The following is a 23,562-nucleotide window of genomic DNA, read 5'->3' on the forward strand; positions in this document are numbered from 1 at the left end:
ATAGAGTGTGGTTAAGGTAGCGGTAAATGCCCGGCGTCGCAATGCCCTCTCTTTGCGGGAATATGATATACCGCTGAGAAACCTGCGCCTCAACCCCCGATAATCGGCGTTTGCCTGATAAAGACCACACGGATGTCAGCATGCGCTACCTGAGACGGCTTTACCCGCGACGCTTACGCAATCAAATGATACTGATGGCTATCCTGATGGTCATCGTGCCGACGCTCTCTATTGGTTATATCGTAGAAACCGAAGGCCGATCAGCGGTCTTATCTGAAAAAGAGAAAAAATTATCGGCTGTCGTGCATCTGCTTGATGAAGCGCTGGGCGACAGCTTCACCCAGCAGGAAAATCTGCCGCGCGATGAGAGTATCCGCGCGCTGAATGCGCAGTTATCACCGGTCACTGAGCGCATCACTCGCGCGTTCCCGGGAATTGGCGCGGGCTATTACAATAAGGCGCTGGACGCCATTATCACCTACGCCCCTTCGGCACTGTATCAAAACAACGTCGGGGTCACTATCGCTCCCGATCATCCTGGCCGGGAGGTCATGAGTACCAACGCCCCGGTGGTATTTTCAGGCCGGCAGGTGCGCGGCGATATCCTCAACTCAATGATTCCGATAGCGCGGCATGGCGAGGTCATTGGTTATATCTGGGCGAATGAGTTGACCGAAGATATTCGCCGACAGGCCTGGAAAATGGATGTTCGTATTATTGCCGTTCTGGCGGCGGGGCTTATCAGCAGCCTGTTACTGATCATTCTCTTCTCACGCCGTCTGAGCGCCAATATCGATATCATCACTGAAGGCTTGCCTACTCTTGCGCAGAAAACGCCGGCCCAGTTACCCGATCTCCCCGGTGAACTGGGGCAAATCAGCCGCAGCGTCAACGCTCTGGCGCAGACACTGCGGGAAACCAAGACGCTGAACGATCTGATTATTGAGAACGCCGCCGATGGGGTTATCGCGATCGACAGACAAGGTAATGTCACCACGATGAACCCTGCCGCAGAGACCATCACGGGTTATACGCTGCATGAACTGGCCGGGCGCCCCTACGCAACGCTGTTCGCCGATCCTCATTTCTCCAGCCCTGTGCTTGACACTCTGGAGAACGGCACTGAACATCTGGCTCAGGAAGTCAGCTTCCCCGCGCGTGACCGGACAATTGAACTCAGCGTCACCACCAGTCGTATTCATAACGCTGACGGTGAGTTGATTGGCGCGCTGGTGATGTTTTCCGATTTAACCGCCCGTAAAGAGGCGCAGCGCCGTCTGGCGCAAACGGAGAGACTCGCCACGCTGGGTGAACTGATGGCAGGCGTGGCGCATGAAGTGCGCAACCCGCTCACCGCCATCCGGGGTTATGTGCAGATTATTCGCCAGCAAATCAATCTGCCTGTACATCAGGAGTACCTGTCCGTCGTACTGAAAGAAATTGATTCTATTAATAAAGTCATCCAGCAACTGCTGGACTTCTCCCGACCGCGACAAAGTCAGTGGCAGCAGGTATCCATTAATACGCTGATCGAGGAGGCGTTGATCCTGGTGCAGACTTCCGGGGTGCAGGCGCGAATTAACTTCAATACGGAATTCAACGCCGCATTGCCCACGATCGTCGCCGATCGCGAACTGCTCAAACAGGTGCTCCTGAACATGCTTATCAACGCGGTGCAGGCGATAGGCGCGCGCGGCGAAATTCGTATCCGAACCTGGCGCTACACGACCACGCATCTGGCGATCGCCATTGAAGATAATGGCTGCGGTATTGACGTCGCTTTGCAGAAAAAAATCTTTGATCCGTTCTTCACCACCAAAGCGTCAGGAACCGGCCTCGGGCTGGCGTTAAGTCAGCGCATCATCAATGCGCATCAGGGCGACATATACGTTACCAGTATGCCCGGATGCGGCGCGACCTTTACCCTTATTTTACCGATTAACCCGCAGGAAACCTCGTCAGAATGAAAACTCGCTACCGTATTCTCATCGTTGATGACGAAGATAATGTTCGCCGTATGCTCGCCACCGCGTTTTCGCTGCAAGGGCATGAAACCCAGTGCGCCAGTAACGGTCAGACAGCGCTGCAACATTTTGCCGACACGCCGCCCGACGTGGTGCTGATGGACATCCGCATGCCGGAGATGAACGGCATTGAAGCGCTGAAAGTGATGCGCGCACAGCATCCACGGGTCCCCATTATTCTGATGACAGCCTACGCTGAAGTGGAAACCGCCGTAGAAGCACTGCGCAGCGGCGCATTTGATTATGTGATTAAACCGTTCGACCTCGATGAACTGAACTTATTGATTCAGCGGGCCTTGCAGCTCCAGGCCATGAAGCAGGAGATCCGCAGCCTGCATCAGGCGCTGAGCACCAGCTGGCAATGGGGACATATCCTGACCAACAGTCCGGGGATGATGGATATCTGCAAAGATACCGCGAAAATCGCGCTTTCCCAGGCCAACGTGCTCATTAGCGGCGAAAGCGGCACTGGAAAAGAGTTGATCGCCCGCGCCATTCACTATAACTCACGCCGAGCAAACGGCCCCTTCATCAAGATTAACTGTGCGGCGCTGCCGGAATCACTGCTGGAAAGCGAACTGTTCGGCCACGAAAAAGGGGCGTTTACCGGCGCACAAACGCGACGTCAGGGGCTGTTTGAGCGCGCTCATCAGGGAACGCTGCTGCTGGACGAAATAGGCGAAATGCCGCTGGTGTTACAGGCTAAGCTGCTGCGAATCCTCCAGGAGAGGGAGTTTGAACGCATTGGCGGGCATCAAACCATTCAGGTTGATATCCGCATTGTCGCCGCCACCAACCGGAATTTGCAGGAAATGGTGAAAGAAGGCACCTTCCGTGAAGATCTGTTTTATCGGCTGAATGTGATTCATCTGACGCTTCCTCCTTTGCGTGAGCGGCGGGAAGATATCCCCCTGTTGGCCAACCACTTTTTGCAGAAATTCAGCTCAGAAAACCAGCGGGATATTATTGAAATTGACCCTTCCGCTATGTCACTTCTCACCGCCTGGCCGTGGCCCGGTAATATCCGCGAATTATCCAATGTGATTGAGCGCGCGGTGGTGATGAACACCGGGGCGGTGATTTTTGCCGAAGACCTCCCTACCCAGTTCCGCCAGTCGGTGAGTCACGCCAGCGGAATAAAGCCAGCCCAACCCGGTGAACGGAACCTGAAAGAAGAGATTAAACGCGAAGAACGCCGAATCATTATGGAGGTTCTGGAGCAGCAGGAGGGAAACCGCACGCGCACCGCGTTAATGCTGGGCATCAGCCGACGCGCGTTGATGTACAAATTGCAGGAATACGGCATCGATCCGGCAGGCCTCTGATACCAGAAGTTGCTATGCAGAATTTTGCACAGTGCGCAAAATTCTGCATAGCGCCTCACGCCCTCTCATCCCCCTTCTGTGAAAATTAATTTTTATATTCATCAGGTTAACCCTTCTCTTCCCGGTTTATTAATCCTGGCATCCCGCTTGCTATTCCCTTTGCGTACCCAAAATGGAGTATGCAAAAGGGAAACATAATGAAAACAAAACTGATTACCTTACAGAACGCCTCAGGCTTCTTTCGTGACGGCATGACCATCATGGTCGGCGGTTTTATGGGGGTAGGCACCCCGCCCCGCCTTGTTGAAGCCTTACTTGAATCCGGTGTCAGGGACCTGACGTTGATCGCCAACGATACCGCATTTGTCGATACCGGCATCGGCCCGCTTATCGTAAATGGCCGGGTGCGCAAGGTCATCGCCTCCCATATCGGCACCAACCCGGAAACGGGTCGGCGGATGATTGCCAAAGAGATGGAGGTTCAGCTGGTTCCGCAAGGCACCCTGATTGAACAAATCCGCTGCGGCGGCGCCGGGCTGGGCGGTTTTCTGACCCCGACTGGCGTCGGCACCGTGGTTGAAGAGGGAAAGCAAACGCTTCAGCTCGATGGCAGAACCTGGCTGCTGGAGCGTCCACTGCGTGCAGATCTGGCGCTTATTCGCGCCCACTGCGCCGACCCGCTTGGCAACCTGACCTACCAGCTCAGTGCCCGTAATTTTAACCCCCTCATTGCTCTCGCCGCAGACATCACCCTGGTTGAGCCTGACGAACTGGTTGAAACAGGCGAGCTACTGCCTGACCAGATTGTCACCCCTGGCGCCGTTATCGACCACATCGTTATTCCACAGGAGAGCAAATAATGGATGCTAAACAACGTATTGCGCGCCGCGTGGCGCAAGAGCTGCATGATGGCGACGTGGTTAACCTGGGAATTGGTTTGCCGACGATGGTCGCAAACTACCTGCCGGATGACATTCACATCACCCTGCAATCTGAGAACGGCTTTCTGGGACTGGGGCCGGTCACGACGGCCCACCCGGATCTGGTGAACGCTGGCGGTCAACCCTGTGGCATTTTGCCCGGCGCGGCAATGTTCGACAGCGCCATGTCGTTCGCATTGATTCGCGGGGGCCATGTTGACGCCTGCGTACTCGGCGGGCTACAGGTGGATGAGCAGGCAAACCTCGCCAACTGGGTGGTTCCCGGCAAAATGGTCCCCGGCATGGGGGGCGCAATGGATCTGGTCACCGGCGCGCGCAAAGTGATCATTGCAATGGAACATTGCGCGAAAGACGGCTCGGCGAAAATTCTGCGCCAGTGCACCATGCCGCTCACCGCCCAGCACGCGGTGCATATGCTGGTTACCGAACTGGCTGTATTTCGCTTTATCGACGGCAAGATGTGGCTGACAGAAATCGCCGAAGGGTGTGATTTGGAAACCCTGCGGGCAAAAACTGATGCGCACTTTGAGGTTGCGGCCGATCTGGTCATTCAGAGAGGTGACGCATGATTGGGCGTATTTCACGCTTTATGACGCGGGTCGTCAGCCGCTGGCTTCCTGATCCGCTGATCTTCGCAATGCTGTTAACCCTGCTGACGTTCGGGATCGCTCTCTGGCTGACGCCGCAAACGCCGGTCAGTATGGTGAGGTTCTGGGGCGACGGCTTCTGGAACCTGCTGGCTTTCGGTATGCAAATGGCGCTGATTATCGTGACGGGCCACGCCCTGGCCAGTTCCGGCCCGGTTAAAAGCCTGTTGCGTACCGCCGCTTCAGCCGCTAAGACGCCCGCCCAGGGCGTCATGCTGGTGACCTTCTTTGGCTCGGTCGCCTGCGTGATCAACTGGGGCTTTGGTCTGGTGGTCGGCGCAATGTTTGCCCGTGAAGTGGCCCGTCGCGTGCCGGGTTCCGATTATCCGCTGCTTATCGCCTGCGCCTATATCGGTTTTCTCACCTGGGGCGGCGGCTTCTCTGGATCTATGCCCCTGCTGGCCGCAACGCCAGGCAACCCGGTAGAACACGTCGCGGGGTTGATTCCGGTTAGCGATACCCTGTTCACCGGGTTCAATATTTTCATCACGCTCGGCCTCATCGTGGTGATGCCGTTTATTACCCGAATGATGACGCCAAAACCCTCCGACGTGGTCAGCATCGATCCGAAGCTGCTACTGGAAGAAGCCGATTTTCAGAAGAAATTGCCGGCTGACGCGCCACCGTCGGAAAAACTGGAAGAGAGCCGCATTCTCGCGCTGATCATTGGCGCATTAGGGATTGCCTATCTGGGGCTCTACTTCGCCGAGAAGGGATTCAACATCACCATCAATACCGTCAATCTGATGTTTATGATCGCCGGTCTGCTGCTGCACAAAACGCCAATGGCCTACATGCGCGCCATCAGCGCCGCAGCGCGCAGTACCGCCGGTATTCTGGTGCAGTTCCCCTTCTACGCCGGGATCCAACTGATGATGGAACACTCCGGCCTCGGTGGCCTTATCACTGAATTCTTCATCAACGTCGCCAACAAAGACACCTTCCCGGTGATGACCTTTTTCAGCTCTGCGCTGATTAACTTTGCCGTGCCATCAGGCGGCGGCCACTGGGTTATCCAGGGACCATTCGTCATGCCTGCGGCTCAGGCGCTGGGGGCGGACCTCGGCAAGTCAGTCATGGCAATCGCCTACGGTGAGCAGTGGATGAATATGGCGCAGCCATTCTGGGCGCTACCCGCCCTGGCAATCGCCGGACTCGGGGTACGCGACATTATGGGCTACTGCATCACCGCCCTGCTCTTCTCCGGGATCATTTTTGTCATCGGTTTGACCTTTTTCTGACGGCAACCACGCACTTTTAAGGAACAGAAGATGAAAAACTGTGTCATCGTCAGCGCGGCGCGTACCGCAATCGGCAGTTTTAACGGCGCACTGGCAACCACCAGCGCCATCGACCTTGGCGCCACCGTGATTAAAGCGGCGCTTGAACGCGCGCAGCTCGACCCGCAACGGGTGGATGAAGTGATTATGGGCAATGTGCTACAGGCTGGTCTTGGGCAAAACCCGGCGCGTCAGGCACTGCTCAAAAGCGGCCTCGCAGAGACGGTCTGCGGCTTTACCGTTAACAAAGTATGCGGCTCCGGCCTCAAAAGCGTGGCGCTTGCCGCGCAGGCGATTCAGGCCGGACAGGCACAGGCGATCGTCGCAGGCGGTATGGAAAATATGAGCCAGGCGCCGTATCTGCTGGATGCCAAAGCCCGCTGGGGCTATCGTCTTGGCGACGGACAGCTCTCCGATGTGATCCTGCGCGACGGTCTGATCTGCGCCACTCACGGCTACCATATGGGGATCACGGCAGAAAACGTCGCCCGGGAATACGGCATCAGCCGGGAGATGCAGGATGAGCTGGCGCTGCTCTCACAGCGTAAAGCCGTTGCCGCTATTGATTCCGGCGCATTCCAGGCCGAAATTGTGCCGGTTAGCGTCACATCCCGTAAGAAAACCGTGGTGTTTGAGCGCGACGAGTTTCCGAAAGCCGATTCAACGGCGGAAGGTCTTGCTGCATTACGCCCGGCTTTCGACAAGTCAGGTACAGTAACGGCAGGAAACGCCTCTGGAATCAATGACGGCGCGGCAGCGCTGGTAGTGATGGAAGAATCCGCAGCGCTGGCGGCGGGCCTGACCCCACTGGCTCGTATCAAAGCCTACGCCAGCGGCGGCGTCGCCCCGGCGTTAATGGGGATGGGGCCGGTTCCCGCCACGCAGAAGGCGCTGCAACTGAGCGGTTTAACGCTTTCGGATATCGATCTGATCGAAGCCAACGAAGCGTTTGCCGCACAGTTCCTTGCCGTGGGTAAGACGCTCGGTTTTGATCCGCAGAAGGTGAACGTTAACGGTGGGGCTATCGCCCTGGGACACCCCATCGGCGCCAGCGGCGCGCGTATTCTGGTGACGCTGCTGCACGCCCTCTCTGCACGCGATAAAACGCTCGGGCTGGCCACGCTCTGCATCGGCGGCGGTCAGGGTATTGCGATGATAGTGGAAAGGATGAATTAAGGATTTGCGCCTTTGCCGGATGGCGGCCTGATAAGGCGTTTACGCCGCCATCCGGCAAAAAAAAGGAGGCGCAATGGCCTCCTTTCACACACGATTTACAACGCCGAATTACTCGTCAGCATCATCCGCTGCATCGTCATCGATTTCCGCTTCCGGGGCGATATCCTCGTCCCCTTCCGCTACGCTGCCGTCGATGGAGTCGAGTTCTTCGTCATCCACCGGCTCAGCAACACGTTGCAGACCCACCACGTTTTCATCTTCCGCCGTGCGGATGAGGATTACGCCCTGGGTGTTACGGCCAACGACGCTGATTTCCGATACGCGGGTACGAACCAGCGTACCGGCATCGGTGATCATCATGATCTGGTCGGCATCATCCACCTGTACCGCGCCAACAACGGAACCGTTGCGCTCGGTGACTTTAATGGAGATAACGCCCTGCGTACCACGAGACTTGGTTGGGTATTCGCCTTCCGCCGTACGTTTACCGTAACCATTCTGCGTCACGGTCAGGATAGCGCCTTCACCACGCGGAATAATCAGGGAAACGACGCTGTCTTCGCCCGCCAGCTTGATGCCACGTACGCCGGTCGCGGTACGACCCATCGCACGAACGGCATCTTCTTTAAAGCGCACCACTTTACCGGCAGCGGAGAACAGCATGACTTCGTCGGAACCGGAGGTCAGATCCACGCCGATCAGCTCGTCGCCTTCGTTCAGGTTCACCGCGATGATACCGGCGGAACGCGGACGGCTGAACTCGGTCAGCGCCGTTTTCTTCACCGTACCGCTGGCGGTCGCCATAAAGACGTTAACGCCCTCTTCGTACTCGCGTACCGGCAGAATGGCGGTGATACGTTCGTCGGCTTCCAGCGGCAGCAGGTTGACGATCGGACGGCCACGCGCGCCACGGCTCGCTTCCGGCAGCTGATAGACCTTCATCCAGTACAGACGGCCACGGCTGGAGAAGCAGAGGATCGTGTCGTGGGTGTTAGCCACCAGCAGACGGTCGATAAAGTCTTCTTCTTTTATACGCGCAGCAGATTTACCTTTCCCGCCACGACGTTGCGCTTCGTAATCGGTCAGCGGCTGATATTTGACGTAACCCTGGTGAGACAGCGTTACAACCACATCTTCCTGGCTGATCAGATCTTCGATATTAATATCGGCGCTGTTAGCGGTGATTTCAGTGCGACGCTCATCGCCAAACTGATCGCGGATCAGTTCCATCTCTTCGCGGATCACTTCCATCAGACGATCGGCGCTGCCCAGAATGTGCAGCAGTTCTGCAATCTGTTCCAGCAGCTCTTTGTACTCGTCGAGCAGTTTTTCATGCTCCAGGCCGGTCAGTTTCTGCAAGCGCAGATCCAGAATCGCCTGTGCCTGTTGTTCAGTCAGGTAATACTGACCATCACGCACGCCAAATTCCGGCTCCAGCCACTCAGGACGGGCAGCATCATCACCGGCGCGTTCTAGCATAGACGCCACGTTGCCCAGATCCCATGAACGGGAGATTAACGCCGCTTTTGCCTCTGCCGGCGTTGGCGCACGGCGGATCATCTCGATGATCGGATCGATGTTCGCCAGCGCAATCGCCAGCGCTTCAAGGATATGCGCGCGATCGCGGGCTTTACGCAGTTCGAAAATAGTGCGGCGCGTCACCACTTCGCGACGGTGACGCACGAACGCGGAAATGATCTCTTTCAGGTTCATGATCTTCGGCTGGCCGTGGTGCAGCGCAACCATGTTGATACCGAAAGAAACCTGCAACTGGGTCTGGGAATAAAGGTTGTTAAGCACCACTTCCCCGACGGCATCGCGTTTCACTTCAATCACGATGCGCATCCCGTCTTTATCAGACTCGTCGCGCAGCGCGCTGATGCCTTCAACGCGTTTGTCTTTCACCAGTTCAGCGATTTTCTCGATCAGGCGCGCTTTGTTCACCTGGTACGGAATTTCATGAACGATGATGGTTTCGCGGCCGGTTTTCGCGTCAGCTTCCACTTCCGCGCGAGCGCGAATGTACACTTTTCCGCGACCGGTACGATAGGCTTCTTCAATACCGCGACGACCGTTGATGATCGCGGCGGTCGGGAAGTCCGGGCCAGGAATGTGTTCCATCAGCCCTTCAATGCTGATGTCTTCATCATCGATATACGCCAGGCAACCGTTGATCACTTCCTTCAGGTTGTGCGGCGGGATGTTGGTGGCCATACCTACCGCGATACCGGACGAGCCGTTTACCAGCAGGTTAGGAATTTTGGTCGGCATGACGTCAGGAATTTTTTCCGTGCCGTCATAGTTGTCAACGAAATCCACCGTCTCTTTTTCGAGATCGGCCATCAGTTCATGGGCAATCTTCGCCAGACGGATTTCCGTATAACGCATTGCCGCGGCAGAGTCGCCGTCGATAGAACCAAAGTTGCCCTGACCATCCACCAGCATGTAACGCAGCGAGAAAGGCTGCGCCATACGGACGATAGTGTCGTACACCGCGGAATCACCATGAGGATGGTATTTACCGATTACGTCACCAACAACACGGGCAGATTTTTTATAGGCTTTATTCCAGTCATTGCCCAATACGTTCATGGCGTATAGTACGCGACGGTGTACCGGCTTCAGGCCATCTCGGACATCCGGCAGCGCACGGCCAACAATGACCGACATCGCATAATCCAGATAAGAGCTCTTCAGCTCTTCCTCAATGTTGACCGGTGTAATTTCTCTCGCAAGGTCGCTCATCTAACCGCTATCCCTCTACTGTATCCCGGATTCAAAGGTCGCAAATTATAACACAATCGCAATGAGACAGGTAAATGGAATGGTCTTCTACGGAGGCTTTATTCATCCCGTCGTGCTGATATACTCAGGCGACTTGCCAAATAAGGAGTAAAAGCGCCAATGAATGCCGAAAAACCCCCGGTGACGCATAACGTTGATCACGAAGAAATCGCCAAATTTGAAGCTGTCGCGTCACGCTGGTGGGATCTTGAGGGTGAATTTAAGCCTCTGCACCGCATTAACCCGCTGCGCCTGGGCTACATTGCCGAGCGTTCCGGCGGCCTGTTCGGCAAAAAGGTGCTCGACGTTGGCTGCGGCGGCGGCATTCTGGCTGAGAGCATGGCGCGTGAAGGTGCGACGGTAACGGGCCTGGATATGGGCTTTGAGCCTTTGCAGGTCGCGAAACTGCACGCGCTGGAAAGCGGTATTCAGGTTGATTACGTGCAGGAGACGGTTGAAGAGCATGCGGCGAAACATGCGCACCAGTACGACGTCGTGACCTGTATGGAGATGCTGGAGCACGTACCGGACCCGCAATCGGTCGTCAGGGCCTGTGCGCAATTAGTTAAACCGGGCGGTGAAGTCTTTTTCTCGACCCTTAATCGCAACGGCAAGTCGTGGCTGATGGCGGTGGTAGGAGCGGAGTATATTTTACGCATGGTGCCGAAAGGCACGCACGATGTGAAAAAATTTATTAAGCCTGCGGAGTTGCTGAACTGGGTCGATCAGACCGTATTGAAAGAGCGTCACATGACCGGGCTGCACTACAACCCGATTACCAACACCTTCAAGCTCGGGCCGGGCGTTGATGTTAACTATATGGTTCACACTACCGCACAAGTTGACTAACTGCGTCTGTAGGCCGGATAAGGCGTTTACGCCGCCATCCGGCAATTTGCCCGGGGCGCTGCGCTCGCCGGGCCTACAAACCATCGCAGGCCGGATAAGGCGTTTATGCCGCCAGCCGGCATTTTGCCCGGGGCGCTGCGCTTGCCGGGCCTACAAACCATCACAGGCCGGATAAGGCGTTTACGCCGCCATCCGGCAATTTTGCCCGGGGCGCTGCGCTTGCCGGGCCTACGCATCGCCTACCAATCCTGAGTAGGATCGCCAGGGCAATTTTTGCGCCAGATCATAGGAACTTTTCCTGCCTTAGATGAAGAAATCAGCACTCGATCAAATTTTCATTTTTTTTTATGAATTATTGACATGCCCTCCAGGCCTTATAAGACGCGCACTTAGCGATTATCACCCTTTTGCAACCTCAATTTAACCTCAAAATCAACTCTTGTACTGAAAAGAATCCCTACTAGAATACTCACCATATAGCGTTTCATTTATCAGTTACCCCCTATATATAGTATTTATCCACAGACTTAGTCACAACGTGGCATTGTGGATAAACGGGGGATATTTTTTCTTTCACGGACAGGTAAAACCCACATGAATCAGAGTCTGCTGGTGACAAAGCGTGATGGTCGTACTGAACGCATCAATCTCGACAAAATCCATCGAGTTCTGGATTGGGCGGCAGAAGGACTGAATAACGTATCCATCTCCCAGGTTGAACTGCGCTCTCATATCCAGTTCTACGACGGCATCAAGACGTCCGATATCCATGAGACCATCATTAAGGCCGCTGCCGACCTGATCTCCCGCGATGCGCCGGATTATCAGTACCTGGCCGCGCGCCTGGCGATTTTCCACCTGCGTAAAAAGGCTTACGGCGAGTTCGAACCGCCAGCGCTTTACGATCATGTGGTGAAAATGGTTGAGCTGGGTAAATACGACAATCATCTGCTGGAAGACTACACGGAAGAAGAGTTCAAGCAGATGGATTCGTTCATCGTACACGACCGTGATATGACCTTCTCCTACGCTGCCGTTAAGCAGCTGGAAGGTAAATACCTGGTACAGAACCGTGTAACCGGCGAGATTTATGAAAGCGCGCAGTTCCTTTATATTCTGGTTGCCGCTTGCCTGTTCTCTAACTATCCGCGTGAAACCCGTCTCGACTACGTGAAACGTTTCTACGATGCGGTTTCTACATTCAAAATTTCTCTGCCGACGCCAATCATGTCCGGCGTGCGCACCCCGACTCGTCAGTTCAGCTCCTGCGTGCTGATCGAGTGCGGCGACAGCCTGGACTCCATTAACGCCACCTCCAGCGCGATCGTGAAATATGTTTCTCAGCGTGCCGGTATCGGCATCAACGCCGGTCGTATTCGCGCGCTGGGTAGCCCGATTCGCGGCGGCGAAGCGTTCCACACCGGCTGTATTCCGTTCTACAAACACTTCCAGACGGCGGTGAAATCCTGCTCTCAGGGCGGCGTGCGCGGCGGTGCGGCAACGCTGTTCTACCCGATGTGGCATCTGGAAGTGGAAAGCCTGCTGGTACTGAAGAACAACCGCGGCGTGGAAGGCAACCGCGTGCGTCACATGGACTACGGCGTACAGATCAACAAGCTGATGTACACCCGCCTGCTGAAAGGTGAAGACATCACCCTGTTCAGCCCGTCCGACGTTCCGGGTCTGTACGACGCTTTCTTCGCCGATCAGGACGAGTTCGAGCGTCTGTACACCAAATACGAAAAAGACGACAGCATTCGTAAGCAGCGCGTGAAAGCCGTGGATCTGTTCTCGCTGATGATGCAGGAACGCGCATCAACTGGCCGTATCTACATTCAGAACGTGGATCACTGCAACACCCACAGCCCGTTTGATGCGCAGGTTGCACCGGTACGCCAGTCCAACCTGTGCCTGGAAATCGCCCTGCCGACCAAACCGCTGATGGACGTTAACGACGAAAACGGTGAAATCGCGCTGTGTACGCTTTCCGCCTTCAACCTGGGCGCAATTAACAGCCTGGAAGAACTGGAAGAGCTGGCGGTGCTGGCGGTACGCGCGCTGGATGCGCTGCTGGATTACCAGGATTACCCTATTCCGGCGGCTAAACGCGGCGCAATGGGCCGCCGTACGCTGGGTATCGGCGTGATTAACTACGCTTACTATCTGGCGAAACACGGCGTGCGTTACTCTGACGGCAGCGCGAACAACCTGACGCACAAAACGTTTGAAGCCATTCAGTACTATCTGCTGAAGGCCTCTAACGAGCTGGCGAAAGAGCAAGGCGCATGCCCGTGGTTTAATGAAACCACTTACGCTCAGGGCATTCTGCCGATCGACACCTACAAAAAAGATCTGGATGCGATCGCCAACGAACCGCTGCACTACAACTGGGAAGCGCTTCGTGAGTCCATCAAAACGCACGGTCTGCGTAACTCCACGCTTTCCGCCCTGATGCCGTCTGAGACCTCTTCGCAGATCTCCAACGCCACTAACGGTATTGAACCGCCGCGCGGCCATGTCAGCATCAAAGCGTCGAAAGATGGCGTACTGCGCCAGGTGGTGCCGGATTACGAAGGGCTGAAAGACCGCTATGAGCTGCTGTGGGAAATGCCGAGCAACGACGGCTACCTGCAACTGGTCGGTATCATGCAGAAATTCATCGATCAGGCGATTTCAGCCAACACCAACTACGATCCGACGCGCTTCCCGTCTGGTAAAGTACCGATGCAGCAATTGCTGAAAGATCTGCTCACCGCCTATAAATTTGGCGTGAAAACCCTGTACTATCACAACACCCGTGACGGTGCGGAAGATGCGCAGGACGATCTGGTGCCGTCTATTCAGGACGATGGCTGCGAAAGCGGCGCATGTAAGATCTAAGTTATTTTTGCCGGGTAGCGCTACGCTTACCCGGCCTACGGTTTTGTAGGCCCGGCAAACGAAGTGCCGCCGGGCGATACAATCTCAACAGGACTCACTTCAATGGCATACACCACTTTTTCACAGACGAAAAACGACCAACTCAAAGAGCCGATGTTCTTTGGCCAGCCGGTCAACGTGGCACGCTACGACCAGCAAAAATATGACATCTTCGAAAAACTGATCGAAAAACAACTCTCCTTCTTCTGGCGCCCGGAAGAAGTTGACGTTTCACGCGATCGTATCGATTTCCAGTCATTGCCGGAACACGAAAAACATATTTTCATCAGCAATCTGAAGTACCAGACGCTGCTGGACTCCATTCAGGGACGTAGCCCGAACGTGGCATTACTGCCGCTGATCTCCATCCCGGAGCTGGAAACCTGGGTAGAAACCTGGGCGTTTTCTGAGACGATCCACTCGCGCTCGTATACCCATATCATCCGCAACATCGTTAACGATCCGGCGGTGGTATTTGACGACATCGTCACCAACGAACAAATTCAGAAGCGCGCGGAAGGCATTTCTCACTACTACGATGAGCTGATTGAAATGACCAGCTACTGGCATCTGCTGGGGGAAGGTACGCATAACGTGAACGGCAAAACCGTCACCGTGAACCTGCGTGCGCTGAAAAAACAGCTCTACCTGTGCCTGATGAGCGTTAACGCGCTGGAAGCGATTCGTTTCTACGTCAGCTTCGCCTGCTCCTTCGCTTTCGCGGAACGTAAGCTGATGGAAGGTAACGCCAAAATCATCCGTCTGATTGCCCGCGACGAAGCGCTGCACCTGACCGGCACGCAGCATATGCTGAACCTGCTGCGTAGCGGCATAGACGATCCAGAAATGGCGGAGATTGCCGAAGAGAGCAAGCAGGCGTGCTATGACCTGTTTGTACAGGCCGCGCAGCAAGAAAAAGAGTGGGCGGATTACCTGTTCCGCGACGGTTCCATGATCGGCCTGAACAAAGATATTCTGTGCCAGTACGTCGAGTACATCACCAATATCCGCATGCAGGCGGTCGGCCTGGAGCTGCCGTTCCAGACGCGCTCTAACCCGATCCCGTGGATCAACACCTGGCTGGTTTCCGATAACGTCCAGGTGGCGCCGCAGGAAGTGGAAGTCAGTTCTTACCTGGTCGGCCAGATTGACTCGGAAGTTGATACCGACGATCTGAGTAATTTCCAGCTCTGATGGGACGCGTGACGCTACGTCTTTCCGGCACCGAAGTGCTGTGTCGGGAAGAACACCCTTCTCTGCTGGTGGCGCTTGAGGCGCATCAGGTTGAAGTGGAGTATCAGTGTCGTGCGGGCTATTGCGGCTCCTGCCGCTGCCGTCTGGTCGCAGGCCAGGTTGACTGGCTGACCGAACCGCTGGCTTTTATCAGCGAAGGGGAAATTTTGCCCTGCTGTTGCAGGGCAAAAGGCGATATTGAGATAGAGATGTAGCCTTGTCGGGTGGTGCTACGCTTACCCGACCAGTTCACAGGCCGGGTAAGGCGAAGCCGCCACCCGGCTTTTTAGTGCTTATCCTTCAAAAACACCACCGCTTTATCCGGGAAATCGGTGAACAATCCATCCACACCCGCCTTGTTATACAGGATGTCATAAAGCTGATTAACATCCGTGGCGTAGTCAGGAAGCTGATCGGCGCGTACGGTGTAAGGGTGTACCACCATCTTGTTCTGCTGCGCCTCTTTCACCATGCCGGTCAGCGTGATATGCCCGACCTTCGATTTTTCATCAATCAGCATATGGTAGTCCGGGCCGATCCCGTCAGCATAGCTGGCGATTTCTTTCATCGCGCCAGGCTTGAACATCCAGTCGTAGTTATAGTTAACCCAACTGCCGTCCGGCTGTTTTTGCTGAGTTTCATTCCAGTCGGTATACGCAATCAACTGCACCAGATTGAGATCCATCCCCCTCTTCGGTTCCAGCTCATTCTTAATGCGCTTCAGCTCCGCGGCATCGAAACACTGCAAATAAACGTTATCTTTTTTACCGGTATAACCATACTTTTTCAGCACATCCAGCGTCTTAGCCGCAATATCCTTCCCTTCCTGATGATGGAACCACGGCGCTTTGATTTCTGGATAAATACCGATATTTTTTCCGGTCGAATGATTCAGCCCCTGAACAAACTCAATCTCTTCCTCAAAGGTATGCACGCGGAAATCTGATTTTCCCATCGGGAAACGGCCAGGGTAAGTCTGTACTTTCTTGCCGTTCTCAATATCAAAACCTTCGGTGAACTTCAGGGATTTAATTTCATCCAGTGTGAAATCAATGGCGTAGTAACGCCCGTCCTTGCGGGCGCGATTCGGAAAACGTTCGGCAACGTCGGTAACCCGGTCAAGGTAGTGGTCATGCAGGACGACCAGATGGTCGTCCTTCGTCATCACCAAATCCTGCTCCAGATAATCGGCACCCTGCGCATACGCCATCGCTTTCGCTGGCAGTGTGTGCTCCGGCAGATAGCCGCTGGCGCCACGGTGCGCAATCACGATTTTATCCGCAGCGATTGCCGCGCTGCTCACGACCATACCCGCCAGCATCAATGCCACGCTGAGATTTTTCAGTGTCGTCTTCATTCACTTAAGCTCCGTTGCGTTTCAACATCAGCTCTTCATGGTGGCGTTTTTCGCCAATCATCACGATAATCAGCAGGATAACCGCCAGAACGCTGCCACCGATCATCACCATGAAGCCGCCGTCCCAGCCGAAGAAGTCAACGGTATAGCCGACAATAGCGCTCGCCGCGACGGAACCGCCGAGATAACCAAACAGGCCGGTGAAGCCCGCCGCCGTACCTGCCGCTTTTTTCGGCGCCAGTTCCAGCGCGTGCAGACCAATCAGCATGACCGGGCCATAAATCAGGAAGCCGATAACGATCATACAGGCCATATCCACGGTCGGATTTCCTGGAGGGTTCAGCCAGTAAACAACTGTGGCAATGGTCACCAGCGTCATAAAGAACACGCCCGTTGCGCCACGGTTGCCACGGAACACTTTATCCGACATCCAGCCGCACAGCAGCGTACCCGGGATACCGGCATATTCGTACAAGAAATACGCCCAGGACGATTTATCCAGCGCAAAGTGTTTCACTTCCCTCAGGTAGGTCGGCGACCAGTCGAGGATGCCGTAACGCAGCAGGTAAACGAACACGTTCGCAATCGCGATGTACCACAACAGTTTGTTCGGCAGCACGTACTGCATAAAGATCTGTTTTGCAGTCAGCTCTTCTTCCGCTTTTTCGTTGTAATCATCCGGGTAGTCGTTTTTGTACTCTTCAATCGGCGGCAGACCGCAGGACTGCGGCGTATCGCGCATCAGCGCGAAAGCGAAAATCGCCACCAGGATCGCACCAAACGCCGGCATGTAGAGCGCGGCTTTCCAGTCATTAAACCAGGCCATCCCCAGCAGGAACAGCAGCGGAGGAATACCGCCGCCAACGTTATGCGCGCAGTTCCAGACGGAGACGATACCGCCACGTTCTTTCTGTGACCACCAGTGCACCATTGTACGACCGCACGGCGGCCACCCCATTCCCTGGAACCAGCCGCAGAGGAACAGCAGCACGAACATCACGGCAATGCTGGACGTGGCCCACGGCACAAAGCCCATAAACAACATCACGGCCGCCGCCAGAATCAACCCTGCGGGCAGGAAAACGCGCGGATTCGAGCGGTCAGAGACCGACCCCATGATAAATTTCGAAAAACCATAGGCGATGGAGATCCCGGACAGCGCAAAACCCAGATCGCCGCGCGAGAATCCCTGCTCTACCAGGTAAGGCATCGCCAGCGCAAAGTTCTTACGCACCAGATAGTAAGCGGCATAACCAAAGAAAATCCCCAGGAAAATCTGCCAGCGCAGCCGACGATATGTCGGATCAATCTCCGCTGCTGGCAAGCGCGTTTTATGTTGCGCAGGTTTAAAAATACTTAACATATGTAGCCTCCGTGGCCGTGTCTTATTAGAGGTAAACACCGCAGTTCGTTTAACTAACCAACCTCGCTGCTCCCAGTGTGGGCGCGATGTTAAGTAAAGATACCTGTCGTTAATGTGAATTACAGCACAGATTGTTACACATTTATGACAAATGTTCAGAAAAGCGCACGAAATCACGTTTCATTTTCGAATCATGAGCGATTATGCGCGAAATCAAACAAACCATGCTTTTTATGTGGCTAAATGATAAAAAACGAACTGTGAGGGATAACCATGAAAACTCGCGACTCGCAAACAAGTGACGTGATTATCATTGGTGGGGGAGCCACAGGCGCAGGGATCGCCCGAGACTGTGCGCTACGCGGATTGCGCGTTATCTTAGTTGAGCGCCACGATATCGCGACCGGCGCAACCGGCCGTAACCACGGCCTGCTGCATAGCGGCGCCCGCTATGCCGTTACCGACGCGGAGTCTGCCCGCGAATGCATCAGCGAAAACCAGATTCTGAAACGGATCGCCCGCCACTGCATTGAGCCAACGGACGGTCTGTTCATTACCTTGCCGGAAGACGAATTATCCTTCCAGGCCACCTTTATTCGCGCCTGCGAAGAGGCGGGTATTCGCGCCGAAGCAATTGATCCGCAACAGGCGCGGCTGATCGAACCAGCCGTCAATCCGCAGCTGATTGGCGCGGTGAAAGTGCCTGACGGCACTGTCGATCCCTTCCGGCTGACCGCCGCGAATATGCTGGATGCCAGAGAACATGGCGCAATCATTTTAACGGCGCATGAAGTCACCGGACTTATTCGCGAAGGCGCGACCATTTGCGGCGTGAACGTGCATAACCATCTCACAGGGGAAAGCCAATCGCTGCATGCGCCGGTCGTGGTGAATGCCGCAGGCATCTGGGGTCAGCGCATTGCGGAATACGCCGATCTGAGCATCCGCATGTTCCCGGCGAAAGGGTCGCTGCTGATTATGGATCATCGCATTAACCAGCATGTGATTAACCGCTGCCGCAAGCCGTCCGACGCCGATATTCTGGTGCCCGGCGATACCATCTCGCTCATCGGTACTACGTCGACCCACATTGATTACAACGAGATCGACAGCAACCGCGTCACTGCGGAAGAGGTTGATATTCTGCTGCGTGAAGGGGAAAAACTGGCGCCGGTGATGGCGAAAACGCGCATTTTGCGCGCCTACTCGGGCGTGCGTCCGCTGGTCGCCAGCGATGACGATCCGAGCGGTCGTAATGTCAGCCGTGGCATTGTGCTGTTTGACCATGCTGCACGCGACGGGCTGGACGGGTTTATCACCATTACGGGCGGTAAGCTGATGACCTACCGCCTGATGGCGGAATGGGCAACCGACGCGGTATGCCGAAAACTGGGCAACACTCGCCCCTGCGTCACCGCGCAAACCGCCCTTCCCGGCTCGCAGGAACCCACGGAAAACACGCTTAAACGCGTGATCTCGCTGCCCGCCCCGCTACGCGGTTCCGCCGTCTATCGTCACGGCGATCGTACTCCGGCCTGGCTCAGCGAAGGTCGCCAGCACCGCAGCCTGGTCTGTGAATGCGAAGCGGTCACCGCAGGCGAAGTGCAGTACGCCGTCGAAAATTTAACCGTCAACAGCCTGCTGGATCTGCGCCGCCGTACCCGCGTAGGCATGGGCACATGTCAGGGAGAACTGTGCGCCTGCCGCGCCGCCGGGCTGCTGCAACGTTTTAATGTCACTACCGCCGCCCAGTCCATCACTCAGCTTTCTGCGTTCCTTAATGAACGCTGGAAAGGCGTACAGCCTGTCGCCTGGGGAGACGCGCTGCGCGAAAGCGAGTTCACGCGCTGGGTTTATCAGGGATTGTGCGGTCTGGAGAAGGAGCACCAGGATGAAATTTGATACGGTCATTATGGGTGGCGGTCTCGCCGGATTACTGTGTGGCCTGGAATTGCAAAAACACGGTTTGCGCTGTGCGATCGTCACTCGCGGCCAAAGCGCGCTGCACTTCTCCTCCGGCTCGCTGGATCTACTCAGCACCCTGCCGGACGGTCAGCCCGTCACAAATATCACTGAAGGTCTGAATGCGTTACGCGAACAAGCGCCGACACACCCTTACACCACAATTGGCGCGTCAACCGTTCTGGAACTGGCGCAGCAGGCGCAAGCGTTGCTGGAAGCGTCTGGCGCGCATTTACAGGGCGATGTACAACAGTCGCATCTGCGCGTCACGCCGTTGGGAACATTGCGCGCCACCTGGCTAAGCTCGCCGGAAGTGCCCGTCTGGCCGCTGGCCGCGCAACGCGTTTGCGTCGTCGGCATCAGCGGTTTACTGGACTTTCAGGCGCACCTCGCGGCGGCGTCGCTGCGTCAGCACCATCTCACGGTAGAGACGGCAGAGATCGACCTGCCTGAACTGGACGTATTACGCGATAACCCGACGGAGTTTCGTGCGGTGAATATTGCGCGTTTGCTCGATAACGAAGAAAAATGGCCGTTGCTCCACGACGCGCTCTTACCGATAGCAAAAACCTGCGACATGATCATCATGCCCGCCTGTTTCGGCCTGGCGGATGACAGCCTCTGGCGCTGGCTCAATGAACGTCTGCCCTGCTCGCTGAATTTGCTGCCGACGCTGCCGCCTTCCGTGCCGGGCATTCGCCTGCACAATCGCTTGCAGCGCCAGTTTGTTCGTCAGGGCGGGATCTGGATGCCGGGCGACGAGGTGAAAAAAGTGACCTGCCGTAACGGCGTCGTGAGCGAAGTCTGGACCCGCAACCATGCCGACATTCCTCTGCGCCCGCGCTTTGCGGTACTCGCCAGCGGCAGCTTCTTCAGCAGCGGCCTGGTCGCCGAACGTGACGGCATTCGCGAACCCATTATGGGACTGGACGTTCAGCAAACGGCCACCCGCGCCGAATGGTATCAGCGTGATTTCTTTGATGCGCAACCCTGGCAGCAGTTTGGCGTCACGACCGATGATGCGCTGCGCCCCTCACTGGCGGGGCAGACCGTAGAAAATCTGTTTGCCATCGGCTCGGTGCTCGGCGGATTCGATCCGATAGCCCAGGGATGCGGAGGCGGCGTATGCGCAGTCAGCGCCTTACACGCCGCACGTCACATTGCAGAACGTGCAGGAGGTCAGCAATGAGCGATACGAGTTTCGAGAGTTGTATCAAATGCACGGTGTGCACCACCGCCTGCCCGGTCAGCCGGGTGAATCCTGGCTACCCAGGCCCCAAACAGGCAGGGCCGGACGGCGAGCGCCTGCGCCTGAAAGACGGCGCGCTGTACGACGATGCGCTGAAATACTGCATTAACTGCAAACGCTGCGAAGTGGCCTGCCCGTCAGACGTTAAAATTGGCGATATCATCCAGCGTGCGCGCGCCAGATATGACACTTCGCGCCCGTCGCTGCGCAACTTTATCTTAAGCCACACCGATTTAATGGGCAGCGTCTCTACGCCGTTCGCCCCGGTCGTCAATACCGCGACGTCGCTGAAACCGGTTCGTCAGTTGCTCGACTATGCGTTGAAGATCGACCATCGCCGTACGCTGCCGAAATACTCCTTCGGCACCTTCCGCCGCTGGTATCGCAGCGTTGCGGCACAGCAGGCGCAATACAAAGATCAGGTCGCTTTCTTCCACGGCTGCTTCGTCAATTACAACCATCCGCAGCTCGGTAAGGATTTAATTAACGTCCTGAACGCAATGGGCACCGGCGTGCAGTTGTTAAGTAAAGAGAAGTGTTGCGGCGTGCCGCTGATCGCCAACGGTTTTACCGATAAAGCGCGCAAGCAGGCGGTGAGCAATGTGGCGTCGCTCAGAGAAGCGATTGGCGTAAAAGGCATTCCGGTTATCGCAACCTCATCAACCTGCACCTTTGCCCTGCGTGATGAATACCCGGAAGTGCTGGACGTGGATAACAGCGGGCTGCGTGAGCATATCGAACTCGCGACCCGCTGGCTGTGGCGTAAGATCGATGCAGGCCAGACGCTGCCGCTGAAAAAATTACCGCTGAAGGTGGTTTACCATACGCCGTGTCATATGGAGAAGATGGGCTGGACGCTCTATACGCTGGAGTTGCTGCGCCAGATCCCAGGTCTGGAACTGACCGTGCTGGACTCCCAGTGCTGTGGGATTGCCGGAACCTACGGTTTTAAAAAGGAAAACTACCCCACCTCGCAATCCATCGGCGCCCCGCTGTTCCGCCAGATTGAAGAGAGCGGCGCGGATATTGTGGTGACCGACTGTGAAACCTGTAAGTGGCAAATTGAGATGTCGACAAGCAAACGCTGCGAACATCCGATTACCCTGCTTGCCCAGGCATTAGGTTAAGCGCGTTAACGTCTTATCGGGCCTGCAAACCACGGCAGGCCCGATAAGCACAGCGCCATCAGGCTACAGGGTTAACGACTCCACCACCTCAATCCAGCCATGTTCACTGGCAATATCCTGACCGTTTAACCACCGACGCACCATATTCAGCGCCATCATGGCGCAAACTTCCTGCCGCACCGCCAGACTGTAGCGGCTGGCGCTGAAATGCACGCGCAGGGCAAATGTCCCATCCGGCGTCGCCAGCGCGAAATTAAGATGGTCGTTTTCCAGCCCGGATACCGCCAGCGCCAGTCCGGCGTAGTGGTTGCTCCGTCGCTCTGTCGTCCAGTGCGCGGTCTGAGCCAGCGTCTCTTCCTGGGAAGGCACCACTTCGCTGGCAAGAATCGGCGCATTCGCACGGGAAAGCTGCAAAGCCAGCAGCCCGCTGGTGAACTGTTCGCTGAGCGTCAGGCTGAGCTGGCGCGTCTGCAAACAACGGGCGATTTGCGCAGGCAGTCCTTCCGTCCCTTCAAAAATCAGGTTCTGCCCTGCCACCCGCTTCACCTCCGGCCATAGCGCCAGCATCGCGTCCCGCTGCGCATCCGGGCCAGTGAGTTTCAGTTCAATAATCGGCATTGAAGAGCGATATCCCATCGTCACGCCCGCCGGTAGCGGCAGCGAATCGAGGCTCTGCGCCAGATCGCTTTCCGAACGACCAAACGTGGTGAGTCGCAGACAAACCGGCGGTTCAGGAAGCGAAAAACGCGCACGCAGACGCGGCATAATTTCATGCTCGACCATCACCTTAAATTCAGACGGGACGCCAGGGGTAAAGAACATCAGGCAGCGATTTAGCTTCACCGCAAACCCACAGGCGGTGCCAACCGGGTTATTAATAAACTCGGCGCTGGCGGGCAGTTCTGCCTGCTTGCGGTTACTCGGCGCCATAACCCGCCCGCGCTCATGGAAAAAACGCTCCATCTCAGCCAGCCACGCGTCATGAAGCACCAGACCTTCACCTTTCGCCGTGGCGGCGGCCAGCGCGCTTAAATCATCGCTGGTCGGCCCCAGGCCGCCATTCACAATCAGCACATCAGCATGTTCGCTACGTTCGCGTAAAATGGCGACCAGCGCATCCAGATTATCTCCCACCGTATTTCGGCGTGATAACGGCAACCCCTGATTAAAGAAAAAATCGGCCAGCCAGGCGGCATTCGTGTCGACGATTTGCCCGTGCAACACTTCATCCCCGGTGGATAACATCTCCACGTTTAACATCGTGTTCTCCTGCTTCTATGATGAAAACACTATAACGCAAAGCCCGCTGGGGCGGAGTAAGAAACT

The 23,562-nt window shown here is 55.9% G+C and carries 17 protein-coding genes; 13 read left to right on the forward strand and 4 right to left on the reverse strand.

The window, feature by feature from the left end:
- The first annotated feature begins 140 nt into the window (after positions 1 to 140).
- The 6 genes from atoS to OGX93_RS18860 all read left to right on the forward strand — a co-directional run bounded on the left by atoS (position 141) and on the right by OGX93_RS18860 (position 7,393).
- Positions 141 to 1,967, forward strand: coding sequence for a two-component system sensor histidine kinase AtoS (gene atoS, locus OGX93_RS18835; protein ID WP_286449210.1), 1,827 nt, complete (start codon positions 141 to 143; stop codon positions 1,965 to 1,967).
- Positions 1,964 to 3,349 (forward strand): acetoacetate metabolism transcriptional regulator AtoC, encoded by a 1,386-nt coding sequence (gene atoC, locus OGX93_RS18840; RefSeq protein WP_101744037.1) that lies wholly within the window; start codon positions 1,964 to 1,966, stop codon positions 3,347 to 3,349. Before atoS ends, atoC begins: the two co-directional genes overlap by 4 nt.
- Before the next feature lie 197 nt (positions 3,350 to 3,546).
- Positions 3,547 to 4,209 (forward strand): acetate CoA-transferase subunit alpha, encoded by a 663-nt coding sequence (gene atoD / locus OGX93_RS18845; RefSeq protein WP_047462390.1) that lies wholly within the window; start codon positions 3,547 to 3,549, stop codon positions 4,207 to 4,209.
- Positions 4,209 to 4,859, forward strand: coding sequence for a 3-oxoacid CoA-transferase subunit B (locus OGX93_RS18850; protein WP_286449211.1), 651 nt, complete (start codon positions 4,209 to 4,211; stop codon positions 4,857 to 4,859). The genes atoD and OGX93_RS18850 overlap by 1 nt, the downstream gene beginning before the upstream one ends.
- Positions 4,856 to 6,178: a TIGR00366 family protein gene (locus tag OGX93_RS18855; protein ID WP_012131527.1), complete on the forward strand. Its 1,323-nt coding sequence runs from the start codon at positions 4,856 to 4,858 to the stop codon at positions 6,176 to 6,178. Before OGX93_RS18850 ends, OGX93_RS18855 begins: the two co-directional genes overlap by 4 nt.
- Positions 6,179 to 6,208: 30 nt before the next feature.
- On the forward strand, positions 6,209 to 7,393 hold the full coding sequence (locus OGX93_RS18860; protein ID WP_286449212.1) for an acetyl-CoA C-acetyltransferase: 1,185 nt from the start codon (positions 6,209 to 6,211) through the stop codon (positions 7,391 to 7,393).
- Positions 7,394 to 7,501: 108 nt separating this feature from the next.
- On the opposite strand, the gene gyrA is transcribed toward OGX93_RS18860, so the two are convergent.
- On the reverse strand, positions 7,502 to 10,138 hold the full coding sequence (gene gyrA, locus OGX93_RS18865; protein ID WP_047462381.1) for a DNA topoisomerase (ATP-hydrolyzing) subunit A: 2,637 nt from the start codon (positions 10,136 to 10,138) through the stop codon (positions 7,502 to 7,504).
- Between the two features lie 159 nt (positions 10,139 to 10,297).
- Here gyrA and ubiG point away from each other — a divergent pair, with 159 nt between their 5' ends.
- From ubiG to yfaE, 4 genes are all read left to right on the forward strand, one after another.
- The gene (gene ubiG, locus OGX93_RS18870; protein ID WP_012131523.1) at positions 10,298 to 11,026 is read left to right on the forward strand and encodes a bifunctional 2-polyprenyl-6-hydroxyphenol methylase/3-demethylubiquinol 3-O-methyltransferase UbiG; all 729 of its coding nucleotides are present in this window, start codon (positions 10,298 to 10,300) and stop codon (positions 11,024 to 11,026) included.
- 594 nt (positions 11,027 to 11,620) lie between these two features.
- Positions 11,621 to 13,906: a class 1a ribonucleoside-diphosphate reductase subunit alpha gene (gene nrdA, locus OGX93_RS18875; protein ID WP_286449213.1), complete on the forward strand. Its 2,286-nt coding sequence runs from the start codon at positions 11,621 to 11,623 to the stop codon at positions 13,904 to 13,906.
- Between the two features lie 102 nt (positions 13,907 to 14,008).
- On the forward strand, positions 14,009 to 15,139 hold the full coding sequence (nrdB, locus tag OGX93_RS18880; RefSeq protein ID WP_012131521.1) for a class Ia ribonucleoside-diphosphate reductase subunit beta: 1,131 nt from the start codon (positions 14,009 to 14,011) through the stop codon (positions 15,137 to 15,139).
- Positions 15,139 to 15,393: a class I ribonucleotide reductase maintenance protein YfaE gene (yfaE, locus tag OGX93_RS18885; protein ID WP_012131520.1), complete on the forward strand. Its 255-nt coding sequence runs from the start codon at positions 15,139 to 15,141 to the stop codon at positions 15,391 to 15,393. Before nrdB ends, yfaE begins: the two co-directional genes overlap by 1 nt.
- 71 nt (positions 15,394 to 15,464) lie before the next feature.
- Here the strand turns inward: yfaE and glpQ are convergent, their stop codons facing one another.
- Entirely contained in the window at positions 15,465 to 16,535 is a 1,071-nt protein-coding gene (glpQ, locus tag OGX93_RS18890; RefSeq protein WP_012131519.1) for a glycerophosphodiester phosphodiesterase, read from the reverse strand.
- A 4-nt stretch (positions 16,536 to 16,539) separates the two neighbouring features.
- A complete protein-coding gene (glpT, locus tag OGX93_RS18895) occupies positions 16,540 to 17,898 on the reverse strand; it encodes a glycerol-3-phosphate transporter (RefSeq protein WP_047462375.1) in 1,359 nt (452 codons plus the stop codon).
- 273 nt (positions 17,899 to 18,171) lie between these two features.
- Between glpT and glpA the strand changes: the two genes are divergently transcribed.
- Genes glpA through glpC form a run of 3 tightly spaced genes read left to right on the forward strand, consistent with a single transcriptional unit; the run spans position 18,172 to position 22,236 of the window.
- Positions 18,172 to 19,800, forward strand: coding sequence for an anaerobic glycerol-3-phosphate dehydrogenase subunit A (gene glpA / locus OGX93_RS18900; protein WP_114848246.1), 1,629 nt, complete (start codon positions 18,172 to 18,174; stop codon positions 19,798 to 19,800).
- Positions 19,790 to 21,049, forward strand: a complete 1,260-nt coding sequence (gene glpB, locus OGX93_RS18905) for a glycerol-3-phosphate dehydrogenase subunit GlpB (RefSeq protein ID WP_286449214.1) — start codon at positions 19,790 to 19,792, stop codon at positions 21,047 to 21,049. Before glpA ends, glpB begins: the two co-directional genes overlap by 11 nt.
- Complete coding sequence (gene glpC, locus OGX93_RS18910; protein WP_058667751.1) at positions 21,046 to 22,236, forward strand: anaerobic glycerol-3-phosphate dehydrogenase subunit GlpC; 1,191 nt, start codon at positions 21,046 to 21,048, stop codon at positions 22,234 to 22,236. The genes glpB and glpC overlap by 4 nt, the downstream gene beginning before the upstream one ends.
- 63 nt (positions 22,237 to 22,299) lie before the next feature.
- On the opposite strand, the gene OGX93_RS18915 is transcribed toward glpC, so the two are convergent.
- On the reverse strand, positions 22,300 to 23,496 hold the full coding sequence (locus tag OGX93_RS18915; RefSeq protein WP_200090847.1) for a nicotinamide mononucleotide deamidase-related protein YfaY: 1,197 nt from the start codon (positions 23,494 to 23,496) through the stop codon (positions 22,300 to 22,302).
- Positions 23,497 to 23,562 lie beyond the last annotated feature (66 nt).

Source organism: Citrobacter sp. CK195 (assembly GCF_030333365.1).
GTDB classification, from domain to species: domain Bacteria; phylum Pseudomonadota; class Gammaproteobacteria; order Enterobacterales; family Enterobacteriaceae; genus Citrobacter_B; species Citrobacter_B koseri.

What these genes read in the sequence shown, in the direction of transcription:
- OGX93_RS18855 (WP_012131527.1), top strand. Translation starts at nt 4,856, where the DNA reads ATGATTGGGCGTATTTCACGCTTTATGACGCGGGTCGTCAGCCGCTGG.
- OGX93_RS18850 (WP_286449211.1), top strand. Translation starts at nt 4,209, where the DNA reads ATGGATGCTAAACAACGTATTGCGCGCCGCGTGGCGCAAGAGCTGCAT.
- ubiG (WP_012131523.1), top strand. Translation starts at nt 10,298, where the DNA reads ATGAATGCCGAAAAACCCCCGGTGACGCATAACGTTGATCACGAAGAA.
- atoC (WP_101744037.1), top strand. Translation starts at nt 1,964, where the DNA reads ATGAAAACTCGCTACCGTATTCTCATCGTTGATGACGAAGATAATGTT.
- OGX93_RS18860 (WP_286449212.1), top strand. Translation starts at nt 6,209, where the DNA reads ATGAAAAACTGTGTCATCGTCAGCGCGGCGCGTACCGCAATCGGCAGT.
- nrdA (WP_286449213.1), top strand. Translation starts at nt 11,621, where the DNA reads ATGAATCAGAGTCTGCTGGTGACAAAGCGTGATGGTCGTACTGAACGC.
- OGX93_RS18915 (WP_200090847.1), bottom strand. Translation starts at nt 23,496, where the DNA reads ATGTTAAACGTGGAGATGTTATCCACCGGGGATGAAGTGTTGCACGGG.
- yfaE (WP_012131520.1), top strand. Translation starts at nt 15,139, where the DNA reads ATGGGACGCGTGACGCTACGTCTTTCCGGCACCGAAGTGCTGTGTCGG.
- glpA (WP_114848246.1), top strand. Translation starts at nt 18,172, where the DNA reads ATGAAAACTCGCGACTCGCAAACAAGTGACGTGATTATCATTGGTGGG.
- glpB (WP_286449214.1), top strand. Translation starts at nt 19,790, where the DNA reads ATGAAATTTGATACGGTCATTATGGGTGGCGGTCTCGCCGGATTACTG.
- atoS (WP_286449210.1), top strand. Translation starts at nt 141, where the DNA reads ATGCGCTACCTGAGACGGCTTTACCCGCGACGCTTACGCAATCAAATG.
- nrdB (WP_012131521.1), top strand. Translation starts at nt 14,009, where the DNA reads ATGGCATACACCACTTTTTCACAGACGAAAAACGACCAACTCAAAGAG.
- glpC (WP_058667751.1), top strand. Translation starts at nt 21,046, where the DNA reads ATGAGCGATACGAGTTTCGAGAGTTGTATCAAATGCACGGTGTGCACC.
- atoD (WP_047462390.1), top strand. Translation starts at nt 3,547, where the DNA reads ATGAAAACAAAACTGATTACCTTACAGAACGCCTCAGGCTTCTTTCGT.
- gyrA (WP_047462381.1), bottom strand. Translation starts at nt 10,138, where the DNA reads ATGAGCGACCTTGCGAGAGAAATTACACCGGTCAACATTGAGGAAGAG.
- glpT (WP_047462375.1), bottom strand. Translation starts at nt 17,898, where the DNA reads ATGTTAAGTATTTTTAAACCTGCGCAACATAAAACGCGCTTGCCAGCA.
- glpQ (WP_012131519.1), bottom strand. Translation starts at nt 16,535, where the DNA reads ATGAAGACGACACTGAAAAATCTCAGCGTGGCATTGATGCTGGCGGGT.